This window comes from Ochrobactrum sp. SFR4 (assembly GCF_019730395.1).
Lineage (GTDB): Bacteria > Pseudomonadota > Alphaproteobacteria > Rhizobiales > Rhizobiaceae > Pseudochrobactrum.
The window spans coordinates 51,402-65,303 of sequence record NZ_JAAPBB010000013.1; the positions used below are offsets into that span (position 1 = coordinate 51,402).

A 13,902-nucleotide genomic window follows, 5' to 3' on the forward strand; every position below is an offset into this window, starting at 1 on the left:
GCAGGTCCGCCAGTTGTTCCGGTGTCCAGTTTACGTAAGCAAGACACTCGAGAAATTCATGCGGTTTCATGTGCCTTCTCCACATATTGAAAGAGTGAGCGTATCACGGCGCGGATGAGTGCAAAAGCAAATGCGCCGGTGTGGCCTGTGTTTTGCAATTCTGTCGTGGGAGGCGCTAAGCGATATGGTGTAAGCAGTTTTTCTGCCCTGCAGGCTGAGATGGCAGGTGCTGAACCACTAAAAATAATGTACCGTACATAGTCTTCTTGATTGGCACTCACAGCTATTTGCACGGCAACTGTGATCAACTGTCCATTTCCCAATCATTGCAGTGATGTCCGCTCATGTTGCAAGCTTGGGGGTAACGAAGGCATATTGCCCCTTTTTAATAAAGCTATGCTGCAGTGGTAATTAAATGTGCAGCTCTTTCTGAAAGATGGCAGCCCATATTTTGCAGATAGATGAGAGCTTTGCGGGTAACGTCGCGATCACCTGTGTTCCCGATAAACGTGCTAAAACTATCGTTAAATTCTATTACGATGTTTTCAGTGCGCCATGCTGAGCGGTAATCAATACGTGAAACAGCTGAATATGGTTTCTGACGGAGACGAAATAACCGATACTCTATCATATCAGGGCGGAGTGTCAGCACGGGTTTAATACTGTTGCTGCCCCATGCGAACCATGGAAGTGCTTTCCAGCCTCCGAATGATGCTTTGAGAGGGATTTTTAGGGAAGTCGGCATATTGCTTTCGGTCTTGATGATGAGGATTATTTGGCTGCTGAGGTCATATGATAGGTGACCAAAGCATTTGCATGGCCATGCCCAAGTCCGTGATCGGATTTGAGTATTGCTACCATCTCCATGTGCTTTTTACCGTTCATTTCACTGATAATTTCCGGCCAATGATTGATTGGCTTTCCGTATTTTTTCTCAATTGAAGGGAAGTAAGAAGCAGGGCCTTTTACATTCTTATCTGTAATCATAGTGTTCCCTTAATATGATTAGATTTTATTTATTTGAGATTGCGATAAAATAAAAATTGCCAGACGGGTTCTTTGTTATTTGGTTCAAGAAAACCATTCATTATCTTCTTTAGATTTAATATGTGTAATATTGGTGTGTTGCAAAGCGCAATTTTAGTAGGTTTTAGATGGATCAGCCCATAATAAATCATATTCCCCAAGCCGAGGCATTTACGCATGTGAGAATTATTATTGGTATAATTCTCGGACTGTGTATTTCCCGGGTATTAACCGGCGTTGCCCGTCTTATTCAGCATCCGGCTAAGCAAAAAATCTATTTGGTACAATTGGCCTGGGTCGGATTTATTCTGTTATCAGTCGTTCATTTTTGGTGGCTGGAATTTGAGTTGCGCTCAATACAAGTCTGGACATTTGAAAAGTACTTATTTGTATTATTCTATGCCGGATTATATTTCTTGCTGTGCACATTGCTCTTTCCCGACAGTATAGAGGAATATAGTGGTTATAGAGATTATTTTGTCTCACGCAGGAAATGGTTCTTTGGCTTGTTAATCGTTCTCTATGCTGCGGATATTGTTGACACGCTGTTAAAGGGGCGGGGGCATTACGAGCTATACGGGCCTGAATATCCTATACAGGCTGCATTCTTCATGGTGTTTGGTTTAATCGGAGCTATAACCAGCAATCTCAGGTTTCATACCTTTTTTGCCATGATCGCCTTGATTTATCAGATAACATTTGCCTTGAGGTATTTTGCTACTCTCAATTGATAATACTGGTCTGAAGAGGCTGAAAATGCCCTAATCACCTTCTTAGTGTTACTTACAGCCTCGCTTTTGCGAGGCTTTTTATTGGAGAAAGCAATGACGGTAAAGAAAGGGGCTTTGAACGGAAGAGCAGCGTGCTTGTACAACCATTAACTTATGCGCATAATAGATATTTACTTACATAAAAATACGTACAGAGCCTAAAAACATTCAATATATGAGCGTTAATAAAAATTGAAAAATTATGTTGATGACGCCTGGGTATTTAAGAACCAGCTATAGTATAAATAACGCCGGTTATATTCACGGAATAGGCATCCGCATCTGCTGTTTCTGAATAACGCATCAAGCAGGGGGATATTCGTTGTTTTACGGGAAGAAAGTGATCTGCCGTCACTTAATTATGGCGGTGTGAACGAAGTGCTACGCCATCAAAAAACGCAAAGTCAGAGCGCGTTATCTGCTTTCAGCAAGATAACGTTAGTATCAGCTGCGATTTGGCTACTCTTAGTAACGGGTATCGGTTGGTGGATATCGCAGACTATTTTAAAATCACAATTAAATAATCTGGCGGCGAGTGCTGACTATGAGTCAACAACCACAGCACATGTAATGGATCGCGTATTTACCGAAATGTCCAGCATTGCCAATATGGTATCCGGACATGCTGATGTTATCCGCGTTGCAGTCCGGTATCGTACAGACCCGCCGGGCTTTGCCAACCTGACCCGTCAGGAGCGGGCAGTTCAGCTTACGCGTGATCCTTTAGTGCGCAAGGTCGGTGATTTAATGAACGGATTGGCGGGGGATCTTCGCTATGCCCGTATCTATATGAATAACTTATCTGATGATACTGTGACAGCCAGTAACTGGGCCGAGAATGACAGCATTGTAGGCATGATTTATACGGGCAGACCCTATCTGATTGATGCATTGCGAACAGGTAAGGGGTCTTCATTCGGCATAGCCCGCCTGAACAAAACTCCGTCTTATTTTGTGACCAGTCGTATAGATGATGCGAATAATGAGTCGCATGGATCAGTTACTGTCAAATTTGATGCTCCTGATGTTGCCACCTATTTGACGGGGCGTCACATAGCACTCATCGTGAACCGTCAAGGGCGCGTTATTACTTCATCGTCACCGGAATTTATGCTGCGAAATGTCGCTCAGCTCATGCCCGCGGGCACTGTTTTGCCGCCTGACGGTGAAGAAGAGTTGGGGGAGACAATGGATGTGCGCACCATTTCCCACCAAATGCATGAAAATCTGTGGGCTATTGACGGTAAACCATATCTGGTAATAGGCCGGCCACTGAGCGGCACACATTATCAGCTGTTCACATTAGCTTCGCTTGAGCAAATCGCGCCTATGCAAAGACAGCATTTTTGGACGGCGGGTTTCGTTGGTCTGCTTGGCCTTGTATTTATTCTGCTGGCTGCTCAGGTTGTCAGGCAGTCGGCGTTGCGTCGTCAGGACGAACTTTATGCTGCAAATTATGATGTGCTGACGGATCTTCCAAACAGACGCGCTGTTTTAGTTGAGCTGGACCGGTTGTTTACTCTGGCAAAACGTACACGTCAGTGGGTGCTGGTTGTTTTTATTGATCTGGATAGTTTCAAAGCCATAAATGATACCTACGGACACGATGTCGGCGACAAGTTTTTGATTGAAGCAGGCCGGCGTTTGTCTGAGGGGCTCCGTGCGAGTGATATGTTGGGGCGCTTTGGCGGGGATGAGTTTATTGTAATCGGGCAAGTTTCTCCTCCAAATTCTGATGATCCTGAGGAAAATATTGATGCAATCCGTAACCGGTTAGCGCCATTATTGATTGGCATCTATCGCTTTGAAAACTGTAGTTTTGAATATTCAGGCGCAAGTTTTGGAATTGCCTGTGTTGACCCGTCCGTCAGCTCATTGAAATCTGCACTCAGAGAGGCTGATCAGCTTATGTATGCCGACAAAAAATTGCGTCAAAAAACATCGCGTACCAAATACAGAAAATAGCCGATCCTGAAAACAGGAGGATAACGGCTGCTTTCATTTGTGAATTAAAACATCAAAAGCCTCGCTGATGCGGGGCTTTTTCTTTTTACAAGGAAATTACATAACATTGCGCATTGATGCGGCTGAGCTTTCGTAAAACTCAGAGGTTTTTATCTCGGCTATATGAGGGATATTGAAACACTTAAAGATGGTTTGCGATCAGGCCGTGCCATGTATCTGGCCGGTCAGGAACCCTGACCGGCAAATCTGCCCTGTATTATCGTGCCATGATCATTGCAGCGATTAAGCCCGTTGCCGCCGTAATCAGCAGAAACTGATTGTCGACTTTCACCCAATGCTGGCCACGACCCGGCTTGCGCAGACCATAACGTTTGTAGTCACGAATTTCCTGCTGACGACGCCAGTCGCCATATCGCTGACCTTTAGACCATCGTTTATTGTAGCGATAATCATTTGGCTTCTTATACTGTTTTCCATAGCCCGGACGGCCCGGTTCATAGCGATGCTGTTCAGCTTTTGGAAGCGGTTGGTAATCACGAGCTTGGGCTAATGGTGCACCAACAAAAGTAAGTGCTACAGCTACTAGAATAGATTTCTTAAACATGCGGCTCTCCTGTGTTGTTGCTCACAGGTTATGGGGTGACGGATGAACCATAGATGAATGAAACCAATGTATTAGATTACATATTTTTAATGTTGTAACTTCTGCCGCTACATAATTATTTTTAGCGGAAGTCTATGAAATCTGCGCGCAATTCCGGTTGCTTGAGCTAGGAATTATATAACTCGGTATTATCTTGATTGCACATTTGATCCTGCGCTTTTTAGCTGCGCAGGGCATGCCGGTGGATGGCGGCGATCCGAAGACACCGCCATCCAGCATGTTACTTTGTGGTGTAGCCGCCGTTTACGAGAATTGTCTGGCCAGTCATCCACCAGCCTTCAGTCACCAGAAAACGGATATAGGGTACAATATCTTCAATATCGGTCAGTCCGGTTTTAGAGAACTTCGACAGGGCTGCTGCAGTCTTATGATAGGCCTGTGCATCTTCGGATTCCTGACCATAGAAAAATGGAGTATCCATCGGGCCGGGGCCAATCGCTGTCACGGAAATGCCCCGATCGCCGAACTCTTTTGAAGCTGCGCGGGTAAAATGCTCGACGGGCGCTTTGGTTCCTGCATAGCTGGAGTAGAAAGGCGTAAATGCTCCGAGCAGCGAGGTTACGAGCGTAACAATTGCACCATTATCATTCAGGTGCTTACCGGCTTCTTTCAGAAAGAAGAAGGCGGATTTTGCATTTACCGCACTCATCTCATCGTATTCAGTTTCAGAAATATCGAGGATTGGTTTTTTAAGTACTTTGCCAACGGTATTAATGGCGAAATCCGGCTTGCCAATGGTGGCAACGGCTTTATCAAACAGACCTTCTACTGCTCCGGCCGTGGTAAGATCGGCTTGAAAGGCGACGGCTTCGGCACCGGCGGCCTTGATGGCAGCGACAGTCGCATCCGCGTCGGCCTTTGAAGCGCTGCTGTTATAGTGGACAGCAATAGCCTTTGCACCCTGGTTTGCGAAATCGCGGGCGATCAGTCCGCCCAGGTTTTTTGCTCCGCCGGCGATGAGCACAGTTTTGCCGGTGATTGTACGATTTGTCATAGATCGGCTCTCCTTTGAAAGCTGCAGCGGCATCACACCACTGTTGCTTTCAAGCAATCTACCGTCTGGAATGCTCTTATAAAGAGTGATATTCTGCCATCATATGTCAGAAATAACGAACAATTGGTTGAATTAAGCTTGGACCGTATTGATCTGTTCCGAATTTTCACCCGCGTAGTCGATGCGGCAAGTTTCACTCGTGCTGCAGATTTGCTGGGTTTGCCCCGCTCTTCGGTGTCTGCAGCAATAGCCGAGTTGGAGGGCAGGGTCGGCGCTCGCCTTCTGCACCGTACGACCAGAAGAGTTTCACCGACGCATGATGGTCTTGCTTTCTACGAACGCTGCCTCAGGGTTATTGCCGATGTTGAGGAAACAGAGGGGCTGTTTCGGCAGGGGATCAAACCTGCGGGAACCTTGCGCATAGATGTGCCGGGCAGGATCGGACGACTGATTGTTGCACCGGCACTGCCAGCTTTCCTTAATGAATATCCGGAGATTAATGTAACTCTCGGCGCAACGGACCGTGCAGTAGATCTCATCGGAGAGGGGGTGGATTGTGTGCTGCGTGTTGGTTCTCTTGCCGATTCCGGTCTGATCGCGCGCAATATCGGTAAGTTACCCCTTATCAATGTTGCAAGTCCTGATTATCTTGCCCGCCATGGTACACCGCATACTGTCGAAGAGCTGAAAATACACTGGGCTGTAAATTACGCTTCACCCTCTACCGGACGGGTTGAACCTTGGGAGTGGACAGATTGTGATGCTTTGCAAACTTTGCCAATGCGCAGCCGCGTTACTGTCAACAGTGCCGAGACTTATATTGCTTGCTGCCTCGCAGGGCACGGCCTTATTCAAATTCCCGCTTATGACGTGCGCAATCATCTCAATGCAGGCGAGCTGGTTGAAGTTTTGCCTGACTATCGCGCCGAACCGTTGCCTATAACGTTGCTCTACTCTCACCGTCAGCATCTTACACGACGTATTCAGGTGTTTGCGGACTGGTTGTCAGCACTTCTGGAACAAAAGGTACTATAAAGCGGTGTTTTTAAGCTTTGCAAATGCTGCATGTTGTATTTTTGTACGCAACCGGCGAGGGAAAGCCAGTCTGGATTCAATCAAGGGAAATTAAAGGCAAAGCTATTTAACAGGGCGTATTTTTGATGAATGGTCTGAGATTGAATATTTCAGTGATGCATAAGCCTTGTTCTTTTCCTTTAGCGGCCATGCCAGAATAATCTTCTGATCGATTCCGTTCGGAGGGGCGCATGGGCGAGCGTGAAAGGCATATGCAGTCTGCGGCAGTATTTGTAATCTTGCGCAAAGAGGCGCAGGTTTTGTTGATACAACGCAAGGCTACAGGCTGGATGGATGGACAATTTAGTGTTCCTGCCGGTGCGCTTGATGCTGATGAGACTGTTAAATCTGCGGCACTGCGTGAGGTTCATGAGGAGATTGGCGTTTTCATTCAGCCGGATGATGCTGTTTATGCCCATGTGATGCACTGCAAGACCGGATCTGCCGCATGGATGGGGCATTTTTTTGTGGCTGATTGCTGGCAAGGAGTGCCGCGCATTTGTGAACCTGATAAACACTCTCTGCTGTTGTGGTGCGAAGCAACGGCCTTGCCGGATAATCTCATTCCATATGTCAGACAGGCGTTGGACATGATTGAGCAGGCCGTCGCTTACTCTGAGTATGGCTGGAATAATTAGCGTATTTACCGGGTAGAGAGGTGGCCTGACAGCTGATTTCCCGACAATAAACGGCTTGCCGGCCTGTTCAAACCATCACATATCTAGTTTGTATTTGATGGGGTTGTTGCCGGTTCGGGCGAGCCTGAGCACGGCTGTTCCCCTTTAATGTTTTTGGACATGCAGGCGTAACGGTCAAAGCTTTTTCCTGCGTCCATTGCAGCTTTACCTGCGGCGCAGGCTGTTAATGTGAAGGTTGCGATCAGCAAAATAATAAGTCTTTTCATGTCGCAGCAGTTGCTCATCGCAGGCCTCATTCCGGTGGGAAGATATCAATATTCATACATATGGGATTTTAAGAACTGCGCACCAGCCTGTTAGCCACGCGGGCAGGTACTATAATTAGTCATATATAGGAGCAGCTTGATCTTATATGGCAGCGAGTGTCAAACGTGAAGTTTGATCATGAAGGCGCATATAAATGAAAATTTATTACACCTTTTTCTTTCGCATAGTGAATGCGAGGCCGGCCAAAATGAGTGATACACCTATCAGGAATTGCAAGCCAATATTGTCGCCGAATAAAATGGCTGAAGCAATGATCCCAAACACCGGCTGAAGATATTGAATGCTGGCTGCAACCGGAGCCGGTACATTTTTTAAAATACTGATCCATAAGAATAGTCCGGCTACACTAACGATTAATCCGAGATATGCAGCCGCACCGAGTGAGGCGGCTGTGAGTGTGAAGGGGGCATGATAAGTTTCCCATGCTGCAAGCGGGATCATTGCCAGCAGCCCAAAGAACGTGCTCCATGTTACGACCACGACGGTTCCATATTTAAGTGTCAGTTCAACACTCCAGACATAATAGAATGCAACCGCAATGGCTGAGACTTGTATCCAGACAGGGCCTGAAAACGTGGTGGCGATGTCAGAGGATGTGTTCTCAAATGCTACAACGACAATGCCAAAAAAGGCTGTAGCCACGCCGCATATCTGAATAATCGTGATCGGCTGCTGTAACCGGTATGTTGCAAAGATTACGATAAATAAGGGAATGGTTGCGGAGAGAATGGTTCCGACTGAAGCCGAGGTGCCATTTACGCCTATTGTTTGTGCAACCTGACCCAAACCGATGCCAATAATACCAAGCATAGCCACGGTTGGTACGGCTTTCCAGGGTAAAGGCTTTTTCCCAATTAAAAGCACGAGCATAAATGGCACGGCTACAGCATAGCGCATTGCGGTGAGTGTTAAAGGCGGTGTTGAGTTCAAACCCAGCTTGGTTGCAGGTATAGAAAGCCCCCACATGAGCGCCAGAAGCAACATCGCACCAAAGCTCATAAGCGTAACCGGCTTGTGAGAAATTCCCATATATGCAGTTTTGTTACTTAAGGTCTGACTCATTAGGGATGCCTCAGAATAGCGCGGGCTTTTCTTATAATTATCGCTCGCATCCTCTTGCAGACAAATCATTTATAATCACACTATGCGTGAGATTTTGTCATGTATGGATATGGGAATGGCTGATCATCTTCCTCCGTTACAAACGCTTCGTGCCTTTGAGGCTGCGGGCAGGCGATTAAGCATGACACTGGCGGCAGAAGAGCTGTGTGTAACGCACGGAGCCGTTAGCAGGCAGATCAAGGCATTGGAGGATGATCTTGGCTGCAAGCTCTTTAAGCGTTTGACGCGTAAAATCGAATTTACGGATGACGGGGCCAATTACTTTGCCGTAGTCACTCATTTGCTGTCAGAGCTGGCGCGGGAGACTGAAAGTATCCGTATGAGAAATACTGACGCTAAAATGGTCATAAATTGCAGTATTTCATTTGCGAGCAAATGGTTGGCGCAGCGTTTGCACCGCTTGATGAATTGTTACCCTGATTACGACATTCATCTTGAGGTGACTGACAATACTGTTGATTTTAATGTTTCTTCTGCACACGTCGTTTTAAGATACGGGGATGGCATATATCCATATGCAGATAGCGAGCGAATAATGAATGAGACCGTAAGTCCGGTTTGTTCTCCCGCCTATCGTGAAAGAATGGGGGGAATAGCAAATGTCTCAGATTTGCTTTCCTGTAAATTGATACATGAAAATGGAATGAAAACAGGCTGGTATCGCTGGCTCCAGCTTTTCGGGGTAATCGGCAGTAACATCCGTGGTGCCGGTTACAGCCATGGCAGTATGTCCATAGAGGCAGCGATCAGAGGTGAAGGCGTGGCACTGGGGCGCAGTGTACTTGTTTCGGAAGATCTGGCCTCTGGCCGGCTGATAGAATTGTTTCCGGAATTTCGTCTGAATGTTGAGCATGGCTATGATCTTGTTTACGCAAAAGGTAATCACGATCATCCGAAGGTTTGTGCATTCAGAGACTGGATTAATCAGGAAATCCGTTAGTTTAATCTATCTGAAGAGTGATCATAACCGCGGTAAGCAGCTTTAGTCTGTCATTTGCTTCAAAAGTGAAGAATACGACTGAGGGTACGGTTTCTTAAAAAAGGAGCCGGTATGTCTAGTTATATTTATAAAATAAAAAACACGGCGAGATTTTTGTTTCCCCGCCGTGCCCTGTGAGCGTAGCTGAATGGATAGTATTTTGATGACTGGGGGTCATAACCACGTCTAGACTACGCTCTTAGGGAGATGCGTTATACCCATCTCCCTAATCAATTTTATTAGAAAGAACGCTGGAAGCGGATCATACCACCGAATGCGTCTTTTTCACCGCCAGCCAAACGGGCAGGGTGATCTTTCTTCCAGGAAGTGTAGGAAACTTCAGGAGTAATGGTGAAGCCTGGAACCAGCTGGTAAGCTACGTTTGCAGTAACAGCGGTTTTGCCGAAATCTTCGTAAGCAGCCTGCAGGTTGAAAGTAGCTTTGTCAGTTGCTTTGAACTTCGCGCCACCCCAGACAGCCCAATCGCCGCCCCAGTTGCCGTACATGCCAACAGCTTCTTCATAAGAAGCGTAACCGCCCTGTACCCATACGGAGAATACGTCAGTTACGTTTACATCGAGGCGAACTTTACCAGCCCACTCTTCGATTTCAGAGTCGTAAGCTGCAACACCAGCGATCGAACCCCAAGCCTGTTCGAACTTCAGACCACCAACAACGTGTGGCATGTAGTCGTCGATTACGCCGTCATAAACGTTGCCGTTGATGTCGGAGAATGCTGTAACTTTTTCACCCTGTTCGGCAGAGATGATTGCCGAGAAGCCGTTGCCGCCTTTGAAGGTGTAGCTGATGATGTTTGTGTTGTATGCACCTGGCGATACAACGTCATCGTTGATTACATCGCCGAGATAACCAGTGAAGGTGTGGAATGCTGAATCGGTTTTACCGATGAGCAGGCCGCCCAGCTGAATGTAAGCGTGCTTCAGAGTGTGGCTGCCCTGTGCGCCGTCACCGAAGTTGAAACGGTTTTCGGTGAAGGTCTTCAGAGTACCGAGTTCGGTTTCAGAAGCAGTGTGTGTGCGCAGTGTGAAGCGGGTGTTGGTTGACCAGGTTTCGCGGTCACGGCCAGTGTACACATCGTCGCCGGCTTTAAAATCAGCGCGAACATAACCGGAAAGACGCAGGCAGGTTTCTGTGCCTGGAATGTAGAAGTAGCCGGCGCCGTAAGCGTCGCAAACGCGTACATATTCTACTGCTTCTGGTTCTGGTGCAACGATGGCGTCGGCAGCCTGAGCGCCGGTTGCTGCAACGAGTGCTGCAGCGGAGCCGAGAAGAAGGCTCTTAATGGTCATTGTGTATTCTCCCGCATAAGCGATTGTTTGTTGAGGCTTTCCGCTTTTAAGATTCGGAAAACCTTGCGCTTCGTTTGATATGGAAGGCGGGAGGGGTTGGAAATATGAAAAATTACTGAAATATCAGATAGAATTACCCTGTATCTTTTTGGTCACAATTTAGTGAGCGGTAAAATTGTCGTGAGTAATATGTGGAATTATTGTCTGGCCAGCTGAAAAAATGCGGCAAATAATTTTATCTGGAAGTCAGCGTTTTTATGAAAAAATATTAATTAAATCAAATATATATGCTGATATTATGTGAAGGTATACCGTTTGATTTTTCGCGGTTTTGACACATTGTTCAAATGGTGCTTTTAGGTGGTTTTCAACATTAAGAACGTGCTCACTTTAAGTTGAATATAGTGGTTTTACGGCCTGACGACTTTTTCACTCTCTTTCTGGTGCGTTCTGTAATATCGCCGTTCATAAAAGAATTAACGGGCAGATGTGTCGCATTTTAACATGAAATGCTCCCGATATTTTATTGATTCTTTCAGTGATCAGCGTTCGAAACAGAGCAGATTATGCGCTGGAGCATGTGCATGGATATTTGCCTCGTATATAGGGGGGGCATTGGTGGTATTGCTGCTGTTTGTAGTAAAAATATGAAAATATTGACCAGCAACTGACCTGTCGCTATCATTATGCAGTCAAAAACAGGTTAGGTTCGGGAAGGTTGGCCCGGCCCCCGCTATGCGGGTCCTTCTGTCATAAATGTGACGGCCCATGACTATTGTAGTGTCCGCATGGTGCGAACACTAAATAGGAAGGGTATGGATATGAAACCTCGTATTTCTGTTCTCACACTCGGTGTGGCTAATCTCGAACATTCTTTTTCATTCTATCGGGATGGGCTGGGATTACCGTCCGAAGGTATTTTGGGGCGTGAATTCGAGCATGGCGCTGTAGCGTTTTTTGATCTCTCTGCCGGTTTGAAGCTTGCTGTCTTTGCGCAGGATGATCTTGTCCATGACAGTGGCTTGCCGAAGAGTCCCGTCAGCTCTACCGCCATTAGTATCGGGCATAATGTTCTGCATCGTGAAGAAGTTGATGATATCATGCTCAAGGCTCAACATGCCGGAGCGAAAATCATTAAGGTGCCGCAAGATACTTTTTGGGGTGGTTATGCAGGCTATTTCACTGATCCTGACGGGCATTTATGGGAAATAGTCTGGAACCCGCAAATGTTGCCGCCAGATTGAGATTTCTGAACGGTTCATATTGCAATATCTGACCAGCGTGATCCGGAACAGTTTTCAGATCGGGTGTGCTGAGTGGGGTAGTTCTCTCAGACTATGGCTGTAAAAAGCAAAAACCCTGCCGCATATATGTTTGCGGCAGGGCTGACGTTTAGTACTTATTCGTCGTCTTTATCTGGCTGAACCAGATAAATCAGAACCAGAATGATGGTGACGAAGAAGCGGAATGCGTCAGGTACGCCATTCCACTGTTTGGACATCCACATTCCGAACCATTCACCACCCACTGACATAAAGGCGACTTGCCATGTCAGAAAACCAAGGGTGAGACCGGCAACTGCAAGATTTTTGCTTTTATTAAAAACCTTGGCAGGCTCATTACGTGCTGCCAGCAGTTTGAAGCCGGCAACCCAGCAGATAATGGCAGTCAGTGTTTCGAGGGTTATAATTCCAATATAACCTACGTGATGAAGCCATTCAGATTCAATGGCTCTGTATTTGATTGTTGCATCAGGAAAGATTGTATCCATGAGGAATACATGATGCACAAATGCAAAATTTGAGCCGTAATCTGTAATGTTGCCAAATGCTACCAAGGATGCAAACAGGGCAATTGCCATCACCATAAAGGTTTTTGATAGACGTATGATCATATTGTAACTTTCATTATTTAACGGGCGCGTAAGCACTTGGATATAATAAGTGCTTATCTGCGGTAATGCTTATGTTGCTTTTAAGATTAAGACAATAATTTTAATCTGATACATTTTTAAATAAACAAAATACCCGCATTCTTATGCAGAGTTCTCTGTAAAAGCGTGTTGATATTCTATTATTTTTTGAAGCTGATTGATTGTGTACAGCAACTCAGATGAATTGAGGGCTTGAAAACTTCTTCTTAATATATTTATTGCGGGGTATTTTGAAACATGGAAAATCGAAGATGAATATTCGAATTCGCCTGATAGCTGCAGTTGTAGTGGCTGTTGTCGTAGGTTTCGGTTTTATGGCCTATGATAAATATACTGATGCAGAATGGGTTGTCTCACCGCAAAAAATTGAACAGGCACGTAATGATGGTCAGACTGGTGTAGAAACACGTCCCGGTACTGTGGCTGTTCGTGCTATACGCAGCGAGGTCGCTGATCTGCTTCCTTATAAATGGGCAGTCTATGGCTTCGTCGCAGGACTTTTGGTGCTTTTTGCTACCCGTCAGCGCAAAGTCGCCTGATATCAGTTTTGCGTGAGTTTCGCAGTCGTGACTTTTCTACAGATGACTGCACTACAAAAAAAAGCGGGCCCCTTATTTTTGTAAGGAGCCCGCTTTATTTTAGCCTTTTATAACAGACAGCAAGTCATCATATGCCTTACATGCCTGAGAATCGTCAGCGCCTTGGTATTTTGTGGCAAGTTCCTGAACTTTTGCCGACAATTCCTGCACTTTGGTTGGATCTTTCACAATTGCCTGTTGCAAGGCAGTATTCAGTTCCTGTGCTTTCTTGGCAATTATTTCCGGTGTGCATGGTGGCTCTTTTGAGCAGCCGGCTATAGCTGTAGCGGCAACAATAAGAGCAATACTTAAAATGCTTTTCATCGGCGTATCTCTCTGATCTGTGAATGAGATTTATTAACTGCCTGATCCTGATAAAGAGCAGGTGTCTCTTTCATTATGAACTTTGCTTAGGAATCGGCAGCAATACCGGTTCAAACCAAAGATTATCTTGGAAAGTGATGCATTATAAATCACTACTTGCGATATTCTGATGCAATATGTGTATTGTCTTTAAATGCC

The 13,902-nt window shown here is 46.0% G+C and carries 16 protein-coding genes; 7 read left to right on the forward strand and 9 right to left on the reverse strand.

The window, feature by feature from the left end; all coding sequences use genetic code 11:
- Positions 1-56: 56 nt before the first annotated feature.
- Together HBA93_RS14475 and HBA93_RS14480 are read right to left on the reverse strand one after the other, a co-directional pair.
- On the reverse strand, positions 57-308 hold the full coding sequence (locus HBA93_RS14475; RefSeq protein WP_221723711.1) for a hypothetical protein: 252 nt from the start codon (positions 306-308) through the stop codon (positions 57-59).
- Between the two features lie 463 nt (positions 309-771).
- Positions 772-987, reverse strand: a complete 216-nt coding sequence (locus tag HBA93_RS14480) for a DUF4287 domain-containing protein (protein ID WP_221723712.1) — start codon at positions 985-987, stop codon at positions 772-774.
- A 167-nt stretch (positions 988-1,154) separates the two neighbouring features.
- Between HBA93_RS14480 and HBA93_RS14485 the strand changes: the two genes are divergently transcribed.
- The gene (locus HBA93_RS14485) at positions 1,155-1,757 is read left to right on the forward strand and encodes a hypothetical protein (RefSeq protein WP_221723713.1); all 603 of its coding nucleotides are present in this window, start codon (positions 1,155-1,157) and stop codon (positions 1,755-1,757) included.
- Between the two features lie 417 nt (positions 1,758-2,174).
- A complete protein-coding gene (locus HBA93_RS24545; RefSeq protein WP_221723714.1) occupies positions 2,175-3,761 on the forward strand; it encodes a sensor domain-containing diguanylate cyclase in 1,587 nt (528 codons plus the stop codon).
- Positions 3,762-4,017: 256 nt separating this feature from the next.
- Here HBA93_RS24545 and HBA93_RS14495 read toward each other — a convergent pair whose 3' ends face one another.
- Together HBA93_RS14495 and HBA93_RS14500 are read right to left on the reverse strand one after the other, a co-directional pair.
- Positions 4,018-4,365, reverse strand: coding sequence for an RcnB family protein (locus tag HBA93_RS14495; protein WP_121993442.1), 348 nt, complete (start codon positions 4,363-4,365; stop codon positions 4,018-4,020).
- A gap of 280 nt (positions 4,366-4,645) precedes the next feature.
- Entirely contained in the window at positions 4,646-5,419 is a 774-nt protein-coding gene (locus tag HBA93_RS14500) for an SDR family oxidoreductase (RefSeq protein ID WP_221723715.1), read from the reverse strand.
- Positions 5,420-5,557: 138 nt separating this feature from the next.
- On the opposite strand from HBA93_RS14500, the gene HBA93_RS14505 reads away from it, so the two are divergent.
- Positions 5,558-6,454 (forward strand): LysR family transcriptional regulator, encoded by an 897-nt coding sequence (locus HBA93_RS14505; protein WP_221723716.1) that lies wholly within the window; start codon positions 5,558-5,560, stop codon positions 6,452-6,454.
- Between the two features lie 230 nt (positions 6,455-6,684).
- Positions 6,685-7,131: an NUDIX hydrolase gene (locus HBA93_RS14510; RefSeq protein WP_221723717.1), complete on the forward strand. Its 447-nt coding sequence runs from the start codon at positions 6,685-6,687 to the stop codon at positions 7,129-7,131.
- An 83-nt stretch (positions 7,132-7,214) separates the two neighbouring features.
- On the opposite strand, the gene HBA93_RS14515 is transcribed toward HBA93_RS14510, so the two are convergent.
- Together HBA93_RS14515 and HBA93_RS14520 are read right to left on the reverse strand one after the other, a co-directional pair.
- Positions 7,215-7,397: a hypothetical protein gene (locus HBA93_RS14515; protein ID WP_221723718.1), complete on the reverse strand. Its 183-nt coding sequence runs from the start codon at positions 7,395-7,397 to the stop codon at positions 7,215-7,217.
- Between the two features lie 205 nt (positions 7,398-7,602).
- The gene (locus HBA93_RS14520; protein ID WP_286201948.1) at positions 7,603-8,520 is read right to left on the reverse strand and encodes a DMT family transporter; all 918 of its coding nucleotides are present in this window, start codon (positions 8,518-8,520) and stop codon (positions 7,603-7,605) included.
- Positions 8,521-8,635: 115 nt separating this feature from the next.
- On the opposite strand from HBA93_RS14520, the gene HBA93_RS14525 reads away from it, so the two are divergent.
- Positions 8,636-9,520: a LysR substrate-binding domain-containing protein gene (locus HBA93_RS14525; protein WP_221723719.1), complete on the forward strand. Its 885-nt coding sequence runs from the start codon at positions 8,636-8,638 to the stop codon at positions 9,518-9,520.
- Between the two features lie 278 nt (positions 9,521-9,798).
- Here the strand turns inward: HBA93_RS14525 and HBA93_RS14530 are convergent, their stop codons facing one another.
- Positions 9,799-10,869 (reverse strand): porin, encoded by a 1,071-nt coding sequence (locus HBA93_RS14530; protein ID WP_221723720.1) that lies wholly within the window; start codon positions 10,867-10,869, stop codon positions 9,799-9,801.
- A gap of 821 nt (positions 10,870-11,690) precedes the next feature.
- Here HBA93_RS14530 and HBA93_RS14535 point away from each other — a divergent pair.
- Complete coding sequence (locus HBA93_RS14535) at positions 11,691-12,113, forward strand: VOC family protein (protein WP_221723734.1); 423 nt, start codon at positions 11,691-11,693, stop codon at positions 12,111-12,113.
- Between the two features lie 155 nt (positions 12,114-12,268).
- Here the strand turns inward: HBA93_RS14535 and HBA93_RS14540 are convergent, their stop codons facing one another.
- A complete protein-coding gene (locus HBA93_RS14540) occupies positions 12,269-12,763 on the reverse strand; it encodes a DUF2165 family protein (protein WP_221723721.1) in 495 nt (164 codons plus the stop codon).
- 290 nt (positions 12,764-13,053) lie between these two features.
- Between HBA93_RS14540 and HBA93_RS14545 the strand changes: the two genes are divergently transcribed.
- On the forward strand, positions 13,054-13,341 hold the full coding sequence (locus HBA93_RS14545) for a hypothetical protein (protein WP_122092753.1): 288 nt from the start codon (positions 13,054-13,056) through the stop codon (positions 13,339-13,341).
- Between the two features lie 99 nt (positions 13,342-13,440).
- On the opposite strand, the gene HBA93_RS14550 is transcribed toward HBA93_RS14545, so the two are convergent.
- The gene (locus tag HBA93_RS14550; RefSeq protein WP_121993105.1) at positions 13,441-13,704 is read right to left on the reverse strand and encodes a hypothetical protein; all 264 of its coding nucleotides are present in this window, start codon (positions 13,702-13,704) and stop codon (positions 13,441-13,443) included.
- Between the last annotated feature and the right edge of the window lie 198 nt (positions 13,705-13,902).